The 18,690-nt window shown below is 55.8% G+C and carries 24 protein-coding genes; 13 read left to right on the top strand and 11 right to left on the bottom strand.

The window, feature by feature from the left end; translation table 11 throughout:
• Positions 1–2 precede the first annotated feature (2 nt).
• The 5 genes from lptA to AFK66_RS17385 are packed head-to-tail and all read right to left on the bottom strand — an operon-like array spanning position 3 to position 3,661.
• The gene (gene lptA, locus AFK66_RS17405) at positions 3–560 is read right to left on the bottom strand and encodes a lipopolysaccharide ABC transporter substrate-binding protein LptA (protein WP_004385091.1); all 558 of its coding nucleotides are present in this window, start codon (positions 558–560) and stop codon (positions 3–5) included.
• Positions 529–1,104, bottom strand: a complete 576-nt coding sequence (gene lptC, locus AFK66_RS17400; RefSeq protein ID WP_007780422.1) for an LPS export ABC transporter periplasmic protein LptC — start codon at positions 1,102–1,104, stop codon at positions 529–531. Before lptC ends, lptA begins: the two co-directional genes overlap by 32 nt.
• Positions 1,101–1,667, bottom strand: coding sequence for a 3-deoxy-manno-octulosonate-8-phosphatase KdsC (kdsC, locus tag AFK66_RS17395; protein WP_023899574.1), 567 nt, complete (start codon positions 1,665–1,667; stop codon positions 1,101–1,103). The genes lptC and kdsC overlap by 4 nt, the downstream gene beginning before the upstream one ends.
• 15 nt (positions 1,668–1,682) lie before the next feature.
• Positions 1,683–2,669 (bottom strand): arabinose-5-phosphate isomerase KdsD, encoded by a 987-nt coding sequence (kdsD, locus tag AFK66_RS17390; RefSeq protein WP_007780427.1) that lies wholly within the window; start codon positions 2,667–2,669, stop codon positions 1,683–1,685.
• 14 nt (positions 2,670–2,683) lie between these two features.
• A complete protein-coding gene (locus tag AFK66_RS17385) occupies positions 2,684–3,661 on the bottom strand; it encodes a calcium/sodium antiporter (RefSeq protein WP_023899573.1) in 978 nt (325 codons plus the stop codon).
• Between the two features lie 233 nt (positions 3,662–3,894).
• On the opposite strand from AFK66_RS17385, the gene mlaF reads away from it, so the two are divergent.
• From mlaF to murA, 7 genes are all read left to right on the top strand, one after another.
• A complete protein-coding gene (mlaF, locus tag AFK66_RS17380; protein ID WP_004385086.1) occupies positions 3,895–4,710 on the top strand; it encodes a phospholipid ABC transporter ATP-binding protein MlaF in 816 nt (271 codons plus the stop codon).
• Between the two features lie 7 nt (positions 4,711–4,717).
• Positions 4,718–5,500, top strand: a complete 783-nt coding sequence (gene mlaE / locus AFK66_RS17375; protein ID WP_023899572.1) for a lipid asymmetry maintenance ABC transporter permease subunit MlaE — start codon at positions 4,718–4,720, stop codon at positions 5,498–5,500.
• Between the two features lie 3 nt (positions 5,501–5,503).
• A complete protein-coding gene (mlaD, locus tag AFK66_RS17370; RefSeq protein ID WP_007780433.1) occupies positions 5,504–6,055 on the top strand; it encodes an outer membrane lipid asymmetry maintenance protein MlaD in 552 nt (183 codons plus the stop codon).
• A 15-nt stretch (positions 6,056–6,070) separates the two neighbouring features.
• On the top strand, positions 6,071–6,706 hold the full coding sequence (gene mlaC / locus AFK66_RS17365; RefSeq protein WP_007780436.1) for a phospholipid-binding protein MlaC: 636 nt from the start codon (positions 6,071–6,073) through the stop codon (positions 6,704–6,706).
• Positions 6,706–7,008, top strand: a complete 303-nt coding sequence (gene mlaB, locus AFK66_RS17360) for a lipid asymmetry maintenance protein MlaB (RefSeq protein WP_007780438.1) — start codon at positions 6,706–6,708, stop codon at positions 7,006–7,008. The genes mlaC and mlaB overlap by 1 nt, the downstream gene beginning before the upstream one ends.
• A 124-nt stretch (positions 7,009–7,132) precedes the next feature.
• Positions 7,133–7,390, top strand: a complete 258-nt coding sequence (gene ibaG, locus AFK66_RS17355; protein WP_004385081.1) for a BolA family iron metabolism protein IbaG — start codon at positions 7,133–7,135, stop codon at positions 7,388–7,390.
• A 52-nt stretch (positions 7,391–7,442) separates the two neighbouring features.
• On the top strand, positions 7,443–8,702 hold the full coding sequence (gene murA / locus AFK66_RS17350; RefSeq protein WP_007780441.1) for a UDP-N-acetylglucosamine 1-carboxyvinyltransferase: 1,260 nt from the start codon (positions 7,443–7,445) through the stop codon (positions 8,700–8,702).
• Positions 8,703–8,817: 115 nt separating this feature from the next.
• On the opposite strand, the gene sfsB is transcribed toward murA, so the two are convergent.
• Both sfsB and ispB read right to left on the bottom strand, forming a co-directional pair.
• Positions 8,818–9,081 carry a DNA-binding transcriptional regulator SfsB gene (gene sfsB / locus AFK66_RS17345; RefSeq protein WP_007780442.1) on the bottom strand — a complete coding sequence of 88 codons (264 nt, stop codon included), beginning with the start codon at positions 9,079–9,081 and terminating at the stop codon, positions 8,818–8,820.
• A 307-nt stretch (positions 9,082–9,388) separates the two neighbouring features.
• Positions 9,389–10,360: an octaprenyl diphosphate synthase gene (ispB, locus tag AFK66_RS17340; RefSeq protein WP_032969538.1), complete on the bottom strand. Its 972-nt coding sequence runs from the start codon at positions 10,358–10,360 to the stop codon at positions 9,389–9,391.
• A gap of 257 nt (positions 10,361–10,617) precedes the next feature.
• On the opposite strand from ispB, the gene rplU reads away from it, so the two are divergent.
• The 4 genes from rplU to cgtA all read left to right on the top strand — a co-directional run bounded on the left by rplU (position 10,618) and on the right by cgtA (position 13,456).
• Complete coding sequence (gene rplU / locus AFK66_RS17335; protein WP_004385077.1) at positions 10,618–10,929, top strand: 50S ribosomal protein L21; 312 nt, start codon at positions 10,618–10,620, stop codon at positions 10,927–10,929.
• A 19-nt stretch (positions 10,930–10,948) separates the two neighbouring features.
• Entirely contained in the window at positions 10,949–11,206 is a 258-nt protein-coding gene (gene rpmA, locus AFK66_RS17330) for a 50S ribosomal protein L27 (protein ID WP_004385076.1), read from the top strand.
• Positions 11,207–11,301: 95 nt separating this feature from the next.
• The gene (locus tag AFK66_RS17325) at positions 11,302–12,267 is read left to right on the top strand and encodes a DMT family transporter (protein ID WP_007780448.1); all 966 of its coding nucleotides are present in this window, start codon (positions 11,302–11,304) and stop codon (positions 12,265–12,267) included.
• Between the two features lie 16 nt (positions 12,268–12,283).
• Positions 12,284–13,456, top strand: coding sequence for an Obg family GTPase CgtA (cgtA, locus tag AFK66_RS17320; protein ID WP_007780451.1), 1,173 nt, complete (start codon positions 12,284–12,286; stop codon positions 13,454–13,456).
• A 61-nt stretch (positions 13,457–13,517) separates the two neighbouring features.
• Here the strand turns inward: cgtA and pmrB are convergent, their stop codons facing one another.
• From pmrB to dacB, 3 genes are read right to left on the bottom strand one after another with little or no spacing between them, the layout of a single operon-like run.
• The gene (gene pmrB / locus AFK66_RS17315) at positions 13,518–14,582 is read right to left on the bottom strand and encodes a two-component system sensor histidine kinase PmrB (protein ID WP_007780453.1); all 1,065 of its coding nucleotides are present in this window, start codon (positions 14,580–14,582) and stop codon (positions 13,518–13,520) included.
• Positions 14,579–15,241, bottom strand: a complete 663-nt coding sequence (gene pmrA, locus AFK66_RS17310; RefSeq protein ID WP_007780456.1) for a two-component system response regulator PmrA — start codon at positions 15,239–15,241, stop codon at positions 14,579–14,581. The genes pmrB and pmrA overlap by 4 nt, the downstream gene beginning before the upstream one ends.
• A 2-nt stretch (positions 15,242–15,243) precedes the next feature.
• Complete coding sequence (dacB, locus tag AFK66_RS17305) at positions 15,244–16,677, bottom strand: serine-type D-Ala-D-Ala carboxypeptidase (RefSeq protein ID WP_007872860.1); 1,434 nt, start codon at positions 16,675–16,677, stop codon at positions 15,244–15,246.
• Positions 16,678–16,924: 247 nt separating this feature from the next.
• Between dacB and greA the strand changes: the two genes are divergently transcribed.
• Positions 16,925–17,401 carry a transcription elongation factor GreA gene (greA, locus tag AFK66_RS17300; protein ID WP_004385068.1) on the top strand — a complete coding sequence of 159 codons (477 nt, stop codon included), beginning with the start codon at positions 16,925–16,927 and terminating at the stop codon, positions 17,399–17,401.
• 220 nt (positions 17,402–17,621) lie between these two features.
• Here the strand turns inward: greA and yhbY are convergent, their stop codons facing one another.
• Complete coding sequence (gene yhbY / locus AFK66_RS17295) at positions 17,622–17,915, bottom strand: ribosome assembly RNA-binding protein YhbY (protein WP_004385067.1); 294 nt, start codon at positions 17,913–17,915, stop codon at positions 17,622–17,624.
• A gap of 124 nt (positions 17,916–18,039) precedes the next feature.
• Between yhbY and rlmE the strand changes: the two genes are divergently transcribed.
• A complete protein-coding gene (rlmE, locus tag AFK66_RS17290) occupies positions 18,040–18,669 on the top strand; it encodes a 23S rRNA (uridine(2552)-2'-O)-methyltransferase RlmE (RefSeq protein WP_032968558.1) in 630 nt (209 codons plus the stop codon).
• The last annotated feature ends 21 nt before the right edge of the window (positions 18,670–18,690 follow it).

Raw genomic sequence — 18,690 nt, 5'->3', positions numbered from 1 at the left:
GTTTAGTTACTCTTGTTCTGGGCTGGCGCCTGTGAGGTACCATCTTTATTTTGCAACTGCGACGGCACCAGTACGGTGGTGACGCGTTTGCCTTTCTCGCTGAACGCCTGCATTTTCTGCTCTTTTACGAGATAAGTGATTTTGTCGCCTTTGATATTGCTGTCGAGCTGCTCAAGGTAGGCGTTGCCGGTCAGCACCACAAAGTCGTTTTGCAGCTCGTAGTGCATTTTGGCGGCATGACCTTTCACCGGCTTGCCGTTGTCCTGCATCTGATAGAACGTGGCCGGATTGCCGTAGCCGTCAATCACTTCTTTGCCTTTCTCGCCGCCAGGGCGCGTCACGACGACTTTATCCGCGTTGATTTTAATCGAGCCCTGGGTCACGACGACGTTGCCGGTAAACGTGACCACGTTACCCTGCATGTCCAGCGACTGCTGGTCAGATTCAATGTGGATAGGCTGTTCGGTATCGCCCGTCAGCGCGAACGCCGGGAAGCCTGCCGCCAGCAGCGTACTGGTGAGTACGAGATTAAGGCTGAGTTTGTTTATTCTGGATTTCATAGGAGGTTCTAACCTTTTCTATCAGCTCGGCATTTTTGCTGCGAAGGTTCCCGCGCATTTTCAGGCCGCTGGAATTAAAGCTGGTGCCGTAAAGAGTAACAAGCGTATCAGAGGTAACGTCCTGGGTGACCAGGTTGATCTCCGCCTTGTCGGTCGTAATTTTGCGTAACTGTGAATCTGGCGTCAGCGCGTTCACTTCCACATGACCGGTCAGATAGAGCATCCTGTCATTGGTCAGTTTGGCACGATCCGCCTTGACCGACCAGGTCGGCACTTTATTGGTATCGAAGGTGGTCATCACGGGCTGCGTAAACCAGGAGACGCCGTCGTCAGAAAAATATTCGACGTGCTGCGCGATCAGGCGGTAGTTGAGCGCGCCTTCCGGGCTATAGACCACCGTATTCGACTGCTCGCTCTGGTATGTCGGCTCGTTGCTGTTTACCGTCGTCGGCCCGCTTTCATCCTGATCGGCCACGTTAATGCCAATCAGCACCAGCGCGGCCAGCGCCAGCAGGATAATGACCCAGCGTCTGGTCTTACTCATATGGATTGCCCTATGGCCTCATCTAGTTTTCCCTGCGCCAGCAGCAGAAGGTCGCACACTTCGCGCACCGCGCCGCGCCCGCCAGCAATGCGCGTGACGTAATTGGCTTTCGGCGTGAGTAGCGGATGCGCATCCGCCACCGCGACGCTCAGCCCGACCTGCGCCATGACCGGCCAGTCAATTAAATCATCGCCCACATAGGCGACATTTTCTGGAGCAAGCGCCAGTTTTTCCAGCAGTTGACGGTAAGCGATGAGCTTATCGGACTGCCCCTGGTAAAGATGCGTAATGCCGAGCGTCTCGCAGCGGTCTTCCAGCAGTTTTGCTTTACGGCCGGTGATAATCGCGACCTCAATGCCGGACGTCAGCGCGCAGCGAATGCCGTAGCCGTCGCGCACGTTGAAGGCTTTCAGCTCTTCGCCGCTGTTACCCATGTAAATCAGGCCGTCGGACATCACACCGTCGACATCCAGAATCAGCAGGCGGATGTGCGCCGCCCGCTCAATGACCTGCGCGCTCACCGGCCCGTAGCAGGTGGAGAGAACGCCATCAGGGTTACTCATTAAACCTTTCCTTTGTTACACCACGCCTGCGCGCAGCAAATCATGCATATGTATCACACCGCGCAACTGGTCGCCATCAGCCACCATGACGGAAGTAATGTGACGCGACTGCATCAGGTTAAGCGCATCGACCGCGAGCGTGCCCGGACGCACCCGGATACCGCCTGGCGTCATCACATCGACAATCTTCATCTGATGCAGATCGCCACCCATATCAAAGACGCGGCGTAAGTCGCCATCGGTAAAGACGCCTTCGATTTTCATCAGGTCATCGCAAATGACCGTCATGCCAAGGTTTTTGCGGGTGATTTCCAGAAGCGCGTCGCGCAGAGAGGCCTCTTTGCTGACGTGCGGAATTTCATCGCCGGTGTGCATAATATCGTTTACCCGCAGCAGCAGCTTGCGCCCGAGCGCGCCGCCTGGGTGCGAGAGCGCAAAATCTTCAGCGGTAAAGCCGCGCGCTTTCAGCAGCGCAACGGCGAGCGCGTCGCCCATGACCAGCGTCGCGGTGGTGCTGGACGTCGGCGCGAGACCGAGCGGGCAGGCTTCCTGTGGGACTTTTACACACAGGTGGATATCCGCGGCTTTCGCCATCGCGCTTTCCGGGCGGCCCGTCATGCAGATAAGCTGCACCTGCAGGCGTTTGAGCACCGGGATCAGTGCCAGAATTTCGTTGGATTCACCGGAATTGGAAATCGCTATCACGATATCCTGTGCGCTCACCATGCCTAAATCGCCGTGGCTCGCCTCGGCCGGATGCACGAAGAATGACGGGGTGCCGGTGCTGGCGAGCGTGGCCGCCATTTTTTTACCGATATGCCCCGATTTGCCCATGCCCATCACGACCACTTTGCCACGGCAGTAGAACATGCTTTCGCAGGCGCGGGCAAAATCGGCGTTAATGTATTGATCCAGCTGTTCCAGGCCTGCGCGTTCAATAATCAGGACCTCTTTCCCGGCCTGTTCAAAGTCAAAACCTGGCGGTAAATCTAGTTGCGACATAATGTGATTCCGATTCATCCAACGAGACGCGGCGACGCCCAGAACAGCATCACCATCCAAACGAGAAACCCACATAATAATCCGGCGCCGGTTTTTTTACCGAGATACCGCTCAGGCCGCCAGCACAGCATCACAAAAATCACGCTGACTAGCAGCATAACGCCGTAATCGCGCGTAAAGGCCAGCGGATCGAAATGACCGGGTGCCAGCAGCGCGGGCAGGCCAGGCACGATAGCCAGATTGTAAACATTCGAGCCGATAATGTTGCCGATGGCGATATCGTCTTCGCCTTTGCGGGCGCCCGCGATGGCGGTCGCCAGTTCCGGCAGGCTGGTGCCGATAGCAATGGCGGTCAGGCCAACGGTCAGCTCGCTGATGGCGAAACCCTGGGCCAGCACGGTCGCGTTATCCACCACCATGCGTGTGGCCATCGGCATAATAATAAGCGCCACGCCAAGCCAGAGGAACGCCACCGAGCGTCCGCCTTCGCGCGGCAATTCGGCAAGCTGTTCGCGCGTCAGGCTGTCATTGCCCTGACGCTCAGCCCGGCGGGCGAGGCGGATGATAAACCATAAATAGGCGGCGGCGATCAGTAACAGCCAGATCCCTTCGGTGCGGGTAAGCATGCCGTCCCACAGCACCAGACCCGCTAGCGCGCTGACCAGCAGCATGGCGGATAGCTCGCGGCGCAGCATTGCTGAATGCGCCGCCAGCGGGCGTAGCAGCGCGGTTAACCCGGCTATCAGCAGAATGTTGGTGATATTCGACCCTATCGCCGTACCGACGGCGAGACTGGGTTCGCCATGCAGCGCGGCGGCGACGGAAACCATAATTTCAGGCAGAGAGGTGCCGATACCGACCACGGTAATGCCAATCAGCAACGGCGGCACGCCCAGGCTGCGGCAGAGTAGCGAGGCGGCGAAAACCAGACGATCGGCGCTATAGACCACCAATAGCAAACCAATAATCAACAGCGCCGTAGCTAAAAGCATGCAAAGTCCTTTCTTCAGGTATAATCGCCGGTCCACTGTGCCTGAGTTGCTGGCCGCGCATACGGATCGTTAAGGAACGAAGTAAACTCTTAATTTTGACCAGATGCGGGCCAAAAGTAAAACAAATGCCAGCTTTCGCTAACCTCATACGGGGATATTCTGTAAAAATAACCTCTTTGCGGTGTCGACTGGCGCCATTATGAACAACTCTGCGAACCATAAAGGATGCGTTGATGAGCCAGATCGGTGAGACATTGATTGACGTGCGTGGCGTGAGCTTCACGCGCGGCAACCGATCTATTTTTGACAATATCTCACTTACCGTCCCACGCGGTAAGGTAACGGCCATTATGGGGCCGTCAGGGATCGGTAAAACCACGCTGCTGCGCCTGATTGGCGGTCAGATTGCGCCTGACTGCGGCGAAATTCTGTTTGACGGCGAAAATATTCCCGCCATGTCCCGCTCGCGGCTTTATGAAGTGCGCAAACGGATGAGCATGCTGTTTCAGTCCGGTGCGCTGTTTACCGATCTGAACGTGTTTGAAAACGTCGCCTATCCGCTGCGCGAACATACCCGCCTGCCGGAGCCGCTGTTGCGCAGTACCGTCATGATGAAACTGGAAGCCGTAGGGCTGCGCGGAGCGGCGAAACTGATGCCCTCTGAACTTTCTGGCGGTATGGCGCGCCGCGCGGCACTGGCGCGTGCGATTGCACTGGAGCCGGATCTCATTATGTTCGACGAGCCGTTCGTCGGGCAGGACCCTATTACCATGGGCGTGCTGGTGAAGCTGATTTCCGAGCTAAACAGCGCGCTCGGCGTTACCTGCGTGGTGGTGTCGCATGATGTGCCGGAAGTATTAAGCATCGCGGATTACGCGTATATCGTCGCCGACAAACGGATTGTCGCGCAGGGCAGCGCGCAGGCGCTGCAAGAGAATACCGATCCGCGCGTGCGCCAGTTCCTTGATGGTATCGCCGACGGGCCGGTGCCTTTCCGCTATCCCGCCGGGGATTATCACCACGATCTGATTTCGCCAACAGGGAGTTAGTCTGCTCATGCTGTTAAATTTACTGGCGTCGATGGGGCAACGCGGGCTTAAGTTCAGCGCCTCTTTTGGCCGCGCCGGGCTGATGCTATTCAATGCCGTTATCGGCAAGCCGGAGTTTCGCAAACACGGCCCGCTACTGGTGCGCCAGCTCTATAACGTGGGCGTCCTGTCGATGATTATCATCATTGTCTCGGGGCTGTTTATCGGCATGGTGCTGGGCCTGCAGGGGTATCTGGTACTGACCACCTACAGCGCGGAAACAAGCCTCGGCATGCTGGTAGCGCTGTCGCTGCTGCGCGAGCTGGGGCCGGTTGTCGCCGCGCTACTGTTCGCGGGCCGCGCCGGTTCAGCGCTGACGGCGGAAATCGGGCTGATGAAGGCGACTGAACAGCTCTCCAGCATGGAGATGATGGCGGTCGACCCGCTGCGCCGCGTGATTTCGCCGCGCTTCTGGGCAGGCGTTATTTCACTGCCGCTATTGACGGTGATTTTCGTGGCGGTGGGTGTCTGGGGTGGGTCTCTCGTCGGCGTGAACTGGAAAGGCATTGATGCCGGGTTTTTCTGGTCCGCCATGCAGGACGCCGTCGACTGGCGTATGGACCTGATTAACTGTTTGATTAAAAGCGTGGTGTTTGCCATCACGGTGACCTGGATTGCGCTCTTTAACGGTTACGACGCGATCCCGACGTCGGCCGGGATCAGCCGGGCAACTACACGTACCGTTGTGCACGCTTCACTGGCCGTGCTTGGCCTTGATTTTGTGCTTACCGCATTGATGTTTGGGAACTAACGCATGCAAACGAAGAAATTTGAGATTTGGGTTGGCGCTTTTATGCTGCTGGCGCTGCTGGCCGCGCTGTTCATTTGTCTGAAAGTGGCGGATGTCACTTCGCTGCGGGCCGAGCCGACATACCGGCTCTATGCCACCTTTGATAATATCGGCGGCCTGAAACCGCGCTCGCCGGTACGCATTGGTGGTGTGGTGATCGGCCGCGTTTCCGACATTACGCTGGATCCGAAAACCTACCTGCCGCGCGTCGAGATGGAAATCGAACAGCGCTACGATCATATTCCCGATACCAGCTCGCTGGCGATTCGTACTTCCGGTCTGCTGGGGGAGCAATACCTGGCGCTGAATGTCGGTTTTGAAGATCCTGAGCTGGGAACCACTATCCTTAAGGATGGCGGCACGATTCAGGACACGAAATCCGCCATGGTGCTTGAAGATCTGATTGGCCAGTTCCTCTATAAGAGCAACAGCGGCGACAACCAGAAAGAGGGCGGCGAGCAGGGCTCTGCCGCTCAACCGGATAACGCGACGCCGCCTGCCGGCGCGACGAACTAATCAGGAGAAACGGATATGTTTAAACGTCTTTTAATGGTCGCCATGCTGGTGATTGCGCCGCTTGCTACGGCTACCGCGGCGGATCAGTCCAACCCGTATAAGCTGATGAACGAGGCGGCAAAGAAAACGTTTGATCGTCTGAAAAATGAACAGCCGCAAATCCGTCAGAACCCGAACCACCTGCGCGATATCGTCGATCAGGAACTGCTGCCGTACGTTCAGGTGAAATACGCGGGCGCGCTGGTACTGGGCCGCTATTACAAAGAAGCGACGCCTGCGCAGCGCGAAGCCTATTTCGCCGCGTTTCGCGAATACCTGAAACAGGCATACGGTCAGGCGCTGGCGATGTATCACGGCCAGACTTACCAGATCGCGCCGGAACAGCCGCTGGGCGATGCCAATATTATTCCGATTCGCGTCACCATCATTGACCCGAATGGTCGTCCGCCGGTGCGTCTCGATTTCCAGTGGCGTAAAAACAGCCAGACCGGCAACTGGCAGGCGTATGACATGATCGCGGAAGGCGTGAGCATGATTACGACCAAACAGAACGAGTGGAGCGATCTGTTGCGCCAGAAAGGCATCGACGGCCTGACTGAGCAACTGAAATCGATCTCTCGTCAGCCGATTACGCTGGATCAGAAACAGTAATGTCCGCTGAACTGCACTGGGAGCGCCAGGAAGCGCAACTGCGTTTAAACGGCACGCTGGATAGCGAAACGCTGACGCCGCTGTGGGAACAACGGCAGTCCATCACGGATGGCTTGCAGCGTATCGACCTCAGCGGCCTCGATCGCGTCGATACTGCCGGGCTGGCGCTGCTGGTGCATCTGGTCGCGCTGACGCAGGCGGGAGGACGTGGCGTGGCGCTTGAAGGAATGAGCGAGAATCTGACGACGCTTGCGAAACTTTACAACCTGCCGGAAAACCTTCTGCCTGTCTCGACAGACTAATATTTTCAGCACGTTACTGATAAAGCCCCGTCCGTGTCTCTGGCGGGGCTTTTTTGCTTGTTTAAGACAGCGCCACTTTGCTCTAAGATGTTGGGCTGTTTTCACTGAATAATGAATAAAGCCCATGGAAAATCATGAAATTCAGACGGTGCTGATGAACGCACTGCCTCTCCAGGAAGTCCACGTCTCCTCCGGCGATGGCAGCCACTTTCAGGTCATTGCTGTGGGTGAGCTGTTTGGCGAAATGAGCCGCGTGAAGAAACAGCAGGCGGTCTACGGCCCGCTGATGGAGTTCATCGCCGATAACCGCATTCATGCGGTCTCCATCAAGACGTTTACGCCCCAGGAATGGGAACGCGAGCGCAAACTCAACGGTTTTTGAGCTGTGGGCGTTGCGCCGACAGCAATTGATTGAATAACAGAGAACAGTTCTGATGGATAAATTCCGTGTGCAGGGGCCAGGGCGCCTTTCTGGCGAAGTGACGATCTCGGGCGCGAAAAACGCGGCCCTGCCGATCCTTTTCGCCGCCCTGCTGGCTGAAGAGCCTGTAGAAATTCAAAACGTACCAAAGCTTAAAGATATCGATACCACCATGAAGCTGCTGAGCCAGCTTGGGACCAAAGTGGAGCGTAACGGCTCCGTCTGGATCGATGCAAGCCAGGTCAATATCTTCTGTGCGCCGTATGAGCTGGTGAAAACCATGCGTGCCTCTATCTGGGCGCTGGGGCCACTGGTGGCGCGTTTCGGTCAGGGCCAGGTGTCGCTGCCGGGTGGCTGCGCTATCGGCGCGCGTCCGGTTGACTTACACATTACCGGCCTTGAGCAACTGGGCGCGGAAATCAAACTGGAAGAAGGCTACGTTAAAGCCTCCGTCCAGGGCCGCCTGAAAGGTGCGCATATCGTGATGGATAAAGTGAGCGTTGGCGCCACCGTGACCATTATGTCCGCCGCGACGCTTGCTGAAGGCACCACGGTTATCGAAAACGCCGCGCGCGAGCCGGAAATTGTCGATACCGCGAATTTCCTGAATACGCTCGGTGCAAAAATTACCGGTCAGGGCACCGATAAGATCACTATTGAAGGCGTTGAGCGTCTGGGCGGCGGCGTTTACCGCGTTCTGCCGGACCGTATCGAGACCGGAACGTTCCTGGTTGCCGCTGCGATCTCCGGCGGCAAAGTGATGTGCCGCAACACGCGTCCTGACACGCTGGATGCAGTACTGGCGAAACTGCGCGAAGCGGGCGCGGATATCGAAACCGGCGAAGACTGGATAAGCCTTGATATGCACGGCAAACGTCCGAAAGCGGTGAACGTGCGTACGGCGCCGCACCCGGCTTTCCCGACCGACATGCAGGCGCAGTTCACGCTGCTGAATCTGGTGGCAGAAGGCACTGGCGTCATTACCGAAACCATTTTTGAAAACCGCTTTATGCATGTGCCGGAGCTTATCCGTATGGGCGCGCATGCGGAAATCGAAAGCAATACCGTGATTTGCCACGGCGTAGAGAAACTTTCTGGCGCTCAGGTGATGGCGACTGACCTGCGCGCATCCGCAAGCCTCGTGCTGGCGGGCTGCATCGCGGAAGGTACGACGCTTGTGGATCGCATTTATCACATCGATCGCGGTTATGAAGGTATCGAAGATAAGCTGCGTGCGCTGGGTGCGAATATTGAGCGCATAAAAGGCGAATAACGTTTTTTCCGCCATTGCGGAGTGCAATAAGCCTGTCGGGAAACGCTGATATTCAGCCGCCCCCGGCAGGCTTTTTTGTTGGCTCCGAAGAGTGATGCTCAGGCTGCAGACACTGTCAGCGATGGCGAATCAGCTGCGAACGATCGATAAACTCGTGCGTGATCGGATCGTGATAGCGTGACGGCCAGATGACCCACGGCTCAGTGCCCAGCGCTTCGGCGATGATCTTCTCGCCGCGCGGCCACGGGCGCGTCAGTGCGTTGGCGAGAGTTGATGAACTCAGGCCCGCCTTACGGGATTCTGCCGCCAGCGATGACCCTTTCTTACGTAACGCGGCGACGATATCGGCGGGGTGCCAGTCGATAAACTTACGTTCCATGCTTCCTCCCTGTTATGGCAGTAAAACCCCCTGTACAGCTCCATCAGGAACTGATTGATCATTTATAGCACAAAATTTTCTAAAAGGTTCCAGTTAGTTTTGGTTGTATTCAAAAATGTGCTTGTAACCACAAAGGTAATGTAAGCGCTGTAATCGCAAAAAAGCGAAACGATCCGGGTTCACCAATAAGGATCGCAACCTAAAAGGGAATACAGAAAGGCGTTATCTGGAAATGTTACTGACAACTCTTTGACAAAACGCACTGATAAAAGAGAAAATTTCCGCGCCGGTGAGCGCGGAAAAAAAGTTAATGGTCGCGCTGCACCGACATATGCGCCAGCGCAATCAGAGCATCGCGCCACGGAGAAGGGGAGATAATTTCAAGTGCGGCGATGGCTTTATCCGCCTCTTCTTCAGCACGGGCACGCGTCCATTCCAGCGATCCACAGGCCGCCATCGTTTCCAGCACCGGATCCAGAAGATGACGCCCGTTGCCTTGTTCGATCGCCTCTCTGATCATCTGCGCCTGCGCCGGCGTGCCGTTATGCATCGCATGCAGAAGTGGAAGCGTTGGCTTGCCTTCGTTGAGATCGTCGCCCACGTTTTTACCGAGGCGTTCGCCATCAGCGCTGTAATCCAGAAGATCGTCGATAAGCTGGAACGCGGTGCCGAGGTAGCGACCATAATCCTGCAACGCGCGCTCCTGCGCCTCAGTGGCACCTGCCAGAATGCCGGAGCACTGCGCCGCCGCTTCGAAGAGCCGCGCGGTTTTGCTGTAAATCACGCGCATGTAGCTCTCTTCGGTGATATCGGGATCGTTCACGTTCATTAGCTGAAGCACTTCGCCTTCCGCGATCACGTTGACCGCTTCGGACATGACTTCAAGCACTTTGAGCGACCCGAGGCTTGTCATCATCTGAAACGCGCGGGTGTAAATAAAATCTCCCACCAGAACGCTGGCGGCGTTGCCAAACGCGGCATTCGCCGTCGCTTTGCCGCGACGCATATCCGATTCATCCACCACATCGTCATGCAGCAGCGTGGCGGTGTGGATAAACTCAATAAGCGCGGCGATAGTGACATGCGCTTTCCCCTCATAACCGAGCGCGCGCGCAGCGAGCACCGCGATCATCGGGCGAATGCGTTTGCCGCCACCGCTGACAATGTAATAGCCCAGCTGATTAATAAGCTGTACGTCGGAATTGAGCTGTTCAAGGATGGTCGCGTTGACACCGGCCATATCTTGCGCGGTTAACTCATTAATTTTTTCTAAATTCATCGCAAAAGTCTGGCTATCGTCCTGTTTACCACAGTCTGTAAGGGAGAAGGTAAGGATAGTGGATTCTAAATGTAGTACAGATTGTACCGGAAAAACGCGGCAGATAAACGCCGCCGTCACGGTTGTGTTTTTTTTCCGCACCGAACAACAAACGGGCTTGTCAAAGCGTCCCGATTTGCGTAATATTCGCGCCCTATTGTGAATATTTATAGCGCACTCTGATCAAGCAGAAGGCGTGCGCGGAAGCGGAGTTCTATATGTACGCGGTTTTCCAAAGTGGTGGTAAACAACACCGAGTAAGCGAAGGTCAGACCGTTCGCCTGGAAAAGCTGGACATCGCAACTGGCGAAACTGTTGAGTTCGCTGAAGTTCTGATGATCGCAAACGGTGAAGATGTCAAAATCGGCGTTCCTTTCGTTGATGGCGGCGTAATCAAAGCTGAAGTTGTTGCTCACGGTCGTGGCGAGAAAGTTAAAATCGTTAAGTTTCGTCGTCGTAAACACTACCGTAAGCAGCAGGGCCACCGTCAGTGGTTCACTGATGTGAAAATTACTGGCATCAGCGCCTAAGACCTGAGGAGAGATTTAAATGGCACATAAAAAGGCTGGCGGCTCCACACGTAACGGTCGCGATTCAGAAGCTAAACGCCTGGGCGTTAAGCGTTTCGGTGGCGAGTCCGTTCTGGCGGGCAGCATCATCGTTCGTCAGCGTGGCACCAAATTCCACGCTGGTAACAACGTAGGTTGCGGTCGTGACCACACTCTGTTTGCTAAAGCAGACGGTAAAGTGAAATTTGAAGTTAAAGGCCCGAACAACCGTAAATACATCAGCATCGTTGCTGAGTAAGGTTTTCTCGGTCCGGTAACGGATTAAAGCCCCGCACCTGTTGCGGGGCTTTTTACATTGGAAACCCGGTAATTTTTTCTGTAGGGAAAACGGGCATGAAGCAGCAGGCCGGCATTGGTATTCTTTTGGCGCTCACGACCGCAATGTGCTGGGGTGCGCTGCCAATTGCAATGAAGCAGGTACTGGAAGTGATGGAGCCCCCTACGGTGGTGTTCTACCGCTTTCTGATGGCGGGCATCGGGCTTGGACTGATCCTGGCTATTAAAGGCAAACTGCCGCCGATGGGCTTGTTTCGTAAACCGCGCTGGCTGGTCTTGCTGGCGATAGCGACAGGCGGGCTTTTCGGTAACTTCATTCTTTTCAGCTCCTCCCTGCAATATTTAAGCCCTACGGCCTCGCAAGTGATAGGCCAACTCTCGCCGGTTGGCATGATGGTGGCAAGCGTTCTAATCCTTAAGGAAAAGATGCACGGCACGCAGATCATCGGGGCAATCATGCTGCTTTGCGGGCTGGTGATGTTTTTCAATACCAGCCTGATAGAGATCTTTACGCGACTGACGGATTACACCTGGGGTGTAATCTTCGGGGTTGGCGCGGCGACGGTCTGGGTCAGCTACGGCGTGGCTCAAAAGGTTCTGTTGCGTCGTCTGGCCTCGCAACAGATCCTCTTTTTGCTGTACACTTTATGTACTATTGCGCTGCTGCCGCTGGCGAAGCCCGGGGTGCTGTTTCAGCTTAGTTCGTGGCAAGTGGCCTGCCTGATTTTTTGCGGCCTGAACACCCTGGTGGGGTATGGCGCGCTGGCGGAAGCGATGGCGAGATGGCAGGCGGCGCAGGTGAGCGCCATTATCACGCTTACTCCACTGTTTACCTTGTTATTTTCAGATGTGTTATCTGTTGCCTGGCCCGATTTCTTCGCCAGACCGATGTTAAACCTGTTGGGTTATCTCGGTGCGTTTGTCGTGGTTGCGGGTGCGATGTATTCCGCCATTGGTCACCGTCTTTGGGGACGGTGGCGCAAAAACGAAGCGGTTGGAGTCATCCCCCGCTCGGGCGAATGAATTACGGAGAAGTAAAATGAAGTTTGTTGATGAAGCTACGATCCTGGTCGTGGCGGGTGATGGCGGTAACGGCTGCGTAAGCTTCCGTCGTGAAAAATATATCCCGAAAGGCGGCCCTGACGGCGGCGATGGCGGCGATGGCGGCGACGTCTGGCTTGAGGCCGACGAAAACCTTAACACCCTTATCGATTACCGCTTTGAGAAATCGTTCCGCGCCGAACGCGGTCAGAACGGCCAGAGCCGCGACTGCACCGGTAAACGCGGTAAAGACGTGACCATCAAAGTGCCGGTCGGGACGCGCGTTATCGATCAGGGTACGGGCGAAACGATGGGCGACATGACCAAACACGGTCAGCGTCTGATGGTCGCGAAGGGCGGCTGGCACGGTCTTGGCAACACCCGCTTCAAATCCTCCGTTAACCGTACGCCGCGCCAGAAAACCATGGGCACGCCGGGCGAGAAACGCGATCTGCAGCTGGAGCTGATGCTGCTGGCGGATGTCGGTATGCTGGGTATGCCAAACGCTGGTAAATCCACGTTCATTCGTGCGGTTTCCGCAGCGAAGCCGAAAGTGGCGGATTATCCGTTTACCACGCTAGTGCCAAGCCTTGGCGTGGTGCGTATGGATAACGAGAAAAGCTTCGTGGTGGCCGATATTCCGGGTCTTATCGAAGGCGCGGCGGAAGGCGCGGGCCTTGGCATTCGTTTCCTGAAGCATCTTGAGCGTTGCCGCGTGCTGCTGCACCTGATCGATCTCGATCCGATCGACGGCTCCGATCCGGCGGAAAACGCCCGTATCATCGTGGGCGAGCTTGAGAAGTACAGCGAAAAGCTGGCCTCCAAACCGCGCTGGCTGGTCTTCAATAAAATCGATCTGCTGAGCCGCGAAGAGGCGGAAGCCAAAGCGAAAGCGATCGCCGACGCGCTGGGCTGGGATGAGAAATATTACCTGATCTCCGCCGCGAGCCAGATGAACGTGAAAGAGCTCTGCTGGGACGTGATGCACTTCATCATCGAAAACCCTGTTGTTCACGAAGAAGAAGCGAAGCAGCCTGAAAAAGTCGAGTTTATGTGGGATGACTATCATCGCCAGCAGCTCGAAGAGATGGAAGCGGAAGCCGAAGAAGAATGGGACGACGACTGGGACGAAGACGACGACGAAGGTGTCGAGATCGTCTATCAGCGTTAACAAAAAGGCCGGGAAACCGGCCTTTTTTAATGGTGCTAACGTTCAATACGTTTTTAACGGATTATGACTGGTTAATCTCTTCCGGTAGCCAGCACGACGCCATCAATCCACCGCTTGGACCATCCTCCAGAATCAACCTGCCGCGATGTAAATGCACAATACGCTGCACAATGCTCAGCCCAAGGCCACTACCACCATAGCGCTGATCGAGTCGCCGGAAAGGCTCGGTAATCGCCTCGCGTTGCGCCTGTGGGATCCCCGGACCTTCATCGGTCACGCTCAGGCGGCTTCCGCCATTTTCAGACGAAAGCTGAACCACGATGCTGCTCTGCTCCGGGCTATAACGCGAGGCGTTTTCCAGCAGATTTCGCAGCATCAGCCGCAGCAATACGGCATCACCCTGAACACGCGATGTGGCTTCAACGTGAGGCCAGATGATGTACTGCCCGCGCTGTTGCGCCAGCTCGTCAAGTTCACTGCGCAGCGGCGCGATAATATCTGCGTTCCAGCACAGTGTTTCGTAATGCCCACTCGCCAGCGCCTGGCCTGCGCGTGACAGCATCAGCAATTGCTCAACGGTATGCATCAGCCGATCGATACGGGCAAGCAGCGGTGTGGCCTGAGCGATGCCTGACTGCTCCATCAGCTCCAGATGCAGGCGAATACCCGCAAGCGGCGTTCGCAGTTCGTGTGCCGCATCCGCCGTGAACAGGCGCTCCTGCTGAATGGTGTGATCAAGCCGTAAAAAGAGCTGGTTGAGCGAGAGCGTCACCGCGCGTATCTCTTCCATCGCGGAATCCACCGGCACCGGAGAGAGATTATCCGCTGAGCGTCCGGCGAGCGTCTGGCTAAGCTGGCTGAGCGGGCGGGTTATCCACGTGACCGCCCAGAATGAAAAGACGAGGGTAAACCCCACCATCACCAGCGACGGCACCAGTAAAGAAGCAATCGCCTCGCGGATCTCTTTTTCGACGTGATGAGTACGGGATTTGGCCGACAGCGTTTCATTGACTAAAAAACTTATCTGTTCACGGCTTTCATGCCAGAGCCAGATAACACTAATCAACTGAAAAAAGAGAAGTATCAATGCGAGCATCAGCATCAGCCGACGGCGCATGCTGTTCATGAGGGGCGCTCCAGCCGGTAGCCCACGCCGCGTATGGTGCGGATGCGGGTTTTACCGAGCTTGCGGCGCAGATTATGGATATGCACTTCGAGCGTATTCGAGCTGGGATCATCCTGCCAGCTGTAGATGTCCTGTTGCAGGGTTTCACGATGCACGGTCTGGCCGATGCGCATCATCAGACGGGTGAGCAACGCGAACTCTTTTGGTGTTACTTCTACGGGCGTCTCGTTAAGCAACACCTGCTGGGTTTGCAGATTGAGCGTGATATCGTCGTGCTGCAACAGATTATCGCTGTGCCCCTGATAACGGCGGATCAGCGCCCGTGCGCGGGCGTGAAGCTCCGCCAGCGCAAAGGGTTTAACCAGATAGTCATCCGCGCCCGCATCAAGCCCGCTGACGCGGTCTTCCAGTGCGTCACGCGCCGTGAGAATAAGCACCGGCGTTGTGACGCCGCTCCGGCGCCACTGGCTGAGCAGCGTGGCACCGTCTTTATCCGGCAAGCCTAAGTCGAGAATAATCAGGCTGTATTCGCCGCTCTGGAGCATGGCGTCGCCCTCAGCGGCATTGGCGGCGCAATCCAGCGCATAGCCCTCGTTGCCAAGCGCCAGCGCCAGTCCTTCCTGTAACAGCAGATCATCTTCGACTATCAGCAGTTTCATCGTTAATTATTCTGGTAAAGGTCGCGGTAGAGTCGGCTCTCAAAGCGCACCAGCGGAATACGGCGGTTGCGCTGGTCGGCAGGCTCTACGGCGTAGCCGGAAAGATACTGTACAAACGCCATGCGTTGTCCGCTGGCCGTGGTAATAAAGCCCGCAAGGTTATAGACCCCTTGCAGCGAGCCGGTTTTGGCGGAGACTTTGCCGTCAACACCCGCCTCATGAAGGCCGGCGCGATACAGCAACGACCCGTCGTGCCCTGCCAGCGGCAGCATGGAGATAAAATTGAGCTGGCTGTCGTTGCGGGCGATATATTGCAATACCTGCATCATCGTCGCAGGCGCTATCAGATTATGGCGCGACAGGCCGGAACCATCCACTACGATCGTATTGCCTAAATCCACGCCTGCCTTCTGACGCAGGATCTGGCGGACGGCATCCGCGCCCGCGCGCCAGGTGCCCGGCACGCCGTAAAAGTTACGCCCGATGGTGCGAAACACCGTGTCGGCGATCATGTTGTCGGATTTCTTCAGCATCACGCGCAAGAGATCGTGCAGCGGCGGAGACTGACGGCTCGCGATAACCGTCCCTGGTTCGTTGGGCTGCGTCTGGCGTAGCAGCGTGCCGTTATAGGTAATGCCCGCCTGTTTCAGCTCCGCTTTCAGTATCGCGCCGGCATAGCCTGCGCCATCCTGGATCGCGAAGGCTAACGGCAGCGGATCGGCGCGCTGCGTCATGCAGCCCGTGAGCGTATAGCGGTTAAGATCGCCCGTGACCACATCCAGTTCGCAATACTGCGCCTCCGACGAGCCGCGCGGCAGGGTTTTTACCTGGCTGTAGACATTCACCGGATAATACGAGGCGATACGCACGAATGCCGGTTCGCCCGCCTGCGGAGCGCTGTAGAGCGATACCGAAAAGCAGTTGCGATCGACAATAGCGGCGGAAGGCGGCGCGCTGAAGCATTGCGTCATGTCGTTCCACGGCCAGCCGGGCGCTTTGTCATGGCTCGCGAAAGCGGAGGTGTCGATCAGCACGTTTCCTTTTATTTGCTGAACGCCCGCTTTTTTCAGCGCCGTCACCATATTGCGCATATCCTGGCGCTTAAAGGTCGGATCGCCGGTGAAACGCGCGATTAAGTCGCCATCAAGCACGCCGTCGCGCACGTCGCCACGGCTTTCAAGCGTTGTGGTGAAGCGATAGTCTGGGCCGAGCTGTAACAGCGCGGCCAGCGCCGTGATCACTTTTTGCGTACTGGCGGGGAGCGCCATCTGCTGGCTGTGAAAATCAATCTCAGGGGAGCTGGCTCCGACTTTTTGCACCATCAGGGCGAGATTCGCGCCGGCGGGTAACTGATTGATATACTCTTCGACATTGGCGGCACTGGCATTCAGGGCTACACTGGTGGTCAATCCGACAGCAAATCTGGAAAATCGCATAATCTCGCGGTAACAGCTGGAAACGTGCCGTCATACTAAGGCGCATCACCCTGCAAAGTAAACGATGACCCTTCGGGAACTTCAGGGTAAAATACGTATCAAATTGCAAAATCGTTCCTGACCTGGGGCTTTGTCTCCGGGTCAGTTTTCTTTTGTTTGCCGTCCGGGGCTGGAAGGTTTTCCGGGCTGGCGTGCAGCCGGAGCGGGCTGTGAACCGTTCTTAACAGGACAGTGAGAGGTATAACAAATGCAACCTATTCCGATGACCTTACGTGGCGCTGAGAAACTACGCGAAGAGCTGGAGTTTCTGAAATCCGTGCGTCGCCCGGAAATCATCGCCGCTATCGCCGAAGCGCGCGAGCATGGCGATCTGAAAGAGAATGCCGAATACCATGCCGCTCGCGAGCAGCAGGGGTTCTGCGAAGGGCGTATTAAAGATATCGAAGCGAAGCTCTCGAACGCCCAGGTGATTGATATCACCAAGATGCCAAACAATGGCCGCGTGATCTTCGGCTCCACCGTGACGGTACTGAACCTCGATACCGACGAAGAGCTGACCTACCGCATCGTTGGCGACGACGAAGCGGACTTCAAACAGAATCTTATTTCTGTGAACTCGCCGATCGCGCGTGGTCTGGTGGGTAAAGAACTGGACGACGTGGTGACCATTAACACCCCGGGCGGCCAGGTCGAATTTGAAATCATCAAAGTCGATTATCTTTGATACCTGCTTCTGAACGGTCGTTTTTTCGGTAAGAGAAATGCCTGATAGCGAAATTTGCTAATCAGTGCGATTTATCTTAACTGGCATAACCGCGGTGCCGTTTAGATTGTAAAGAAAGGAAAAAGGCCGCTAAGCGGCCTTTTATCAAAAAACGGAGCGTGGCATTTTGCACCCTCGCCTGGAGTTTGCGGCTTCTGCGATCGCTCGCAAAACCCACAGCTTAGCGGGGCAGCGAAATTTTACGTTCCTTTGACGGGCGGTAGAGCACCAGCGTTTTCCCGATGACCTGTACATTGCAGGCGCCGGTTTCACGTACGATAGCATCCACAATCAGGGTCTTAGTTTCGCGGTCTTCAGTGGCGATCTTCACCTTGATTAACTCATGGTGCTCAAGCGCTTGCTCAATCTCGGCCAGTACCCCTTCGGTCAAACCATTATTGCCAAGCATAACTACCGGCTTGAGCGGATGGGCGAGACCTTTCAGGTGCTGTTTTTGTTTAGTACTCAGATTCATCGTATTTTTTGCTTACGTTGGGATTGAAAACGGGTCATTCTACCGCCATCTCCCAATTATCGCCAAATGGCAAAACGTGGGTTTTTGAGCCTGCGGCTCACGATGAACCCGGATGGAATGTGAAATGACAGGTAAAAAGCGTTCTGCCAGCTCCAGTCGCTGGCTTCAGGAACACTTTAGCGATAAATATGTTCAACAGGCGCAGAAAAAAGGGTTACGTTCCCGTGCCTGGTTTAAACTTGATGAAATACAGCAAAGTGACAAGATTTTTAAACCAGGTATGACGGTTGTCGATCTTGGCGCCGCGCCTGGCGGATGGTCACAGTATGTGGTCACGCAAATCGGAGGAGCAGGCCGTATTATCGCTTGCGATCTTTTACCAATGGATCCTATCGTTGGTGTGGACTTCCTTCAGGGCGACTTTCGTGATGAATTAGTCATAAAGGCGTTACTGGAACGCGTGGGTGACAGTAAAGTACAGGTTGTCATGTCAGATATGGCACCGAACATGAGCGGGACTCCGGCTGTGGATATCCCCCGCGCCATGTATCTGGTGGAACTGGCGCTCGAAATGTGTCGGGATGTGCTGGCACCGGGCGGCAGTTTTGTAGTGAAGGTGTTTCAGGGCGAAGGTTTCGATGAGTACCTGCGGGAAATTCGCTCCCTGTTTACGAAGGTGAAAGTTCGTAAACCGGACTCTTCTCGTGCCCGTTCACGTGAAGTGTACATTGTAGCGACCGGGCGCAAACTATAGTACCCTGACGCTGTTTGTTAA

The sequence above is a fragment of the Cronobacter malonaticus LMG 23826 genome, assembly GCF_001277215.2.
In the GTDB taxonomy this organism is placed as follows: domain Bacteria; phylum Pseudomonadota; class Gammaproteobacteria; order Enterobacterales; family Enterobacteriaceae; genus Cronobacter; species Cronobacter malonaticus.
Note: the sequence above shows the minus strand (reverse complement) of the source record. Positions and strands in the feature narration are given on the sequence as shown.

Bases quoted from the DNA above. Each gene is read 5' to 3' on its own strand.
- murA (WP_007780441.1), top strand. From the start codon at position 7,443: ATGGATAAATTCCGTGTGCAGGGGCCAGGGCGCCTTTCTGGCGAAGTG.
- ibaG (WP_004385081.1), top strand. From the start codon at position 7,133: ATGGAAAATCATGAAATTCAGACGGTGCTGATGAACGCACTGCCTCTC.
- lptC (WP_007780422.1), bottom strand. From the start codon at position 1,104: ATGAGTAAGACCAGACGCTGGGTCATTATCCTGCTGGCGCTGGCCGCG.
- greA (WP_004385068.1), top strand. From the start codon at position 16,925: ATGCAACCTATTCCGATGACCTTACGTGGCGCTGAGAAACTACGCGAA.
- sfsB (WP_007780442.1), bottom strand. From the start codon at position 9,081: ATGGAACGTAAGTTTATCGACTGGCACCCCGCCGATATCGTCGCCGCG.
- lptA (WP_004385091.1), bottom strand. From the start codon at position 560: ATGAAATCCAGAATAAACAAACTCAGCCTTAATCTCGTACTCACCAGT.
- rplU (WP_004385077.1), top strand. From the start codon at position 10,618: ATGTACGCGGTTTTCCAAAGTGGTGGTAAACAACACCGAGTAAGCGAA.
- yhbY (WP_004385067.1), bottom strand. From the start codon at position 17,915: ATGAATCTGAGTACTAAACAAAAACAGCACCTGAAAGGTCTCGCCCAT.
- dacB (WP_007872860.1), bottom strand. From the start codon at position 16,677: ATGCGATTTTCCAGATTTGCTGTCGGATTGACCACCAGTGTAGCCCTG.
- mlaF (WP_004385086.1), top strand. From the start codon at position 3,895: ATGAGCCAGATCGGTGAGACATTGATTGACGTGCGTGGCGTGAGCTTC.
- kdsD (WP_007780427.1), bottom strand. From the start codon at position 2,669: ATGTCGCAACTAGATTTACCGCCAGGTTTTGACTTTGAACAGGCCGGG.
- AFK66_RS17325 (WP_007780448.1), top strand. From the start codon at position 11,302: ATGAAGCAGCAGGCCGGCATTGGTATTCTTTTGGCGCTCACGACCGCA.
- rpmA (WP_004385076.1), top strand. From the start codon at position 10,949: ATGGCACATAAAAAGGCTGGCGGCTCCACACGTAACGGTCGCGATTCA.
- mlaB (WP_007780438.1), top strand. From the start codon at position 6,706: ATGTCCGCTGAACTGCACTGGGAGCGCCAGGAAGCGCAACTGCGTTTA.
- mlaE (WP_023899572.1), top strand. From the start codon at position 4,718: ATGCTGTTAAATTTACTGGCGTCGATGGGGCAACGCGGGCTTAAGTTC.
- mlaD (WP_007780433.1), top strand. From the start codon at position 5,504: ATGCAAACGAAGAAATTTGAGATTTGGGTTGGCGCTTTTATGCTGCTG.
- pmrA (WP_007780456.1), bottom strand. From the start codon at position 15,241: ATGAAACTGCTGATAGTCGAAGATGATCTGCTGTTACAGGAAGGACTG.
- ispB (WP_032969538.1), bottom strand. From the start codon at position 10,360: ATGAATTTAGAAAAAATTAATGAGTTAACCGCGCAAGATATGGCCGGT.
- AFK66_RS17385 (WP_023899573.1), bottom strand. From the start codon at position 3,661: ATGCTTTTAGCTACGGCGCTGTTGATTATTGGTTTGCTATTGGTGGTC.
- kdsC (WP_023899574.1), bottom strand. From the start codon at position 1,667: ATGAGTAACCCTGATGGCGTTCTCTCCACCTGCTACGGGCCGGTGAGC.
- cgtA (WP_007780451.1), top strand. From the start codon at position 12,284: ATGAAGTTTGTTGATGAAGCTACGATCCTGGTCGTGGCGGGTGATGGC.
- mlaC (WP_007780436.1), top strand. From the start codon at position 6,071: ATGTTTAAACGTCTTTTAATGGTCGCCATGCTGGTGATTGCGCCGCTT.
- rlmE (WP_032968558.1), top strand. From the start codon at position 18,040: ATGACAGGTAAAAAGCGTTCTGCCAGCTCCAGTCGCTGGCTTCAGGAA.
- pmrB (WP_007780453.1), bottom strand. From the start codon at position 14,582: ATGAACAGCATGCGCCGTCGGCTGATGCTGATGCTCGCATTGATACTT.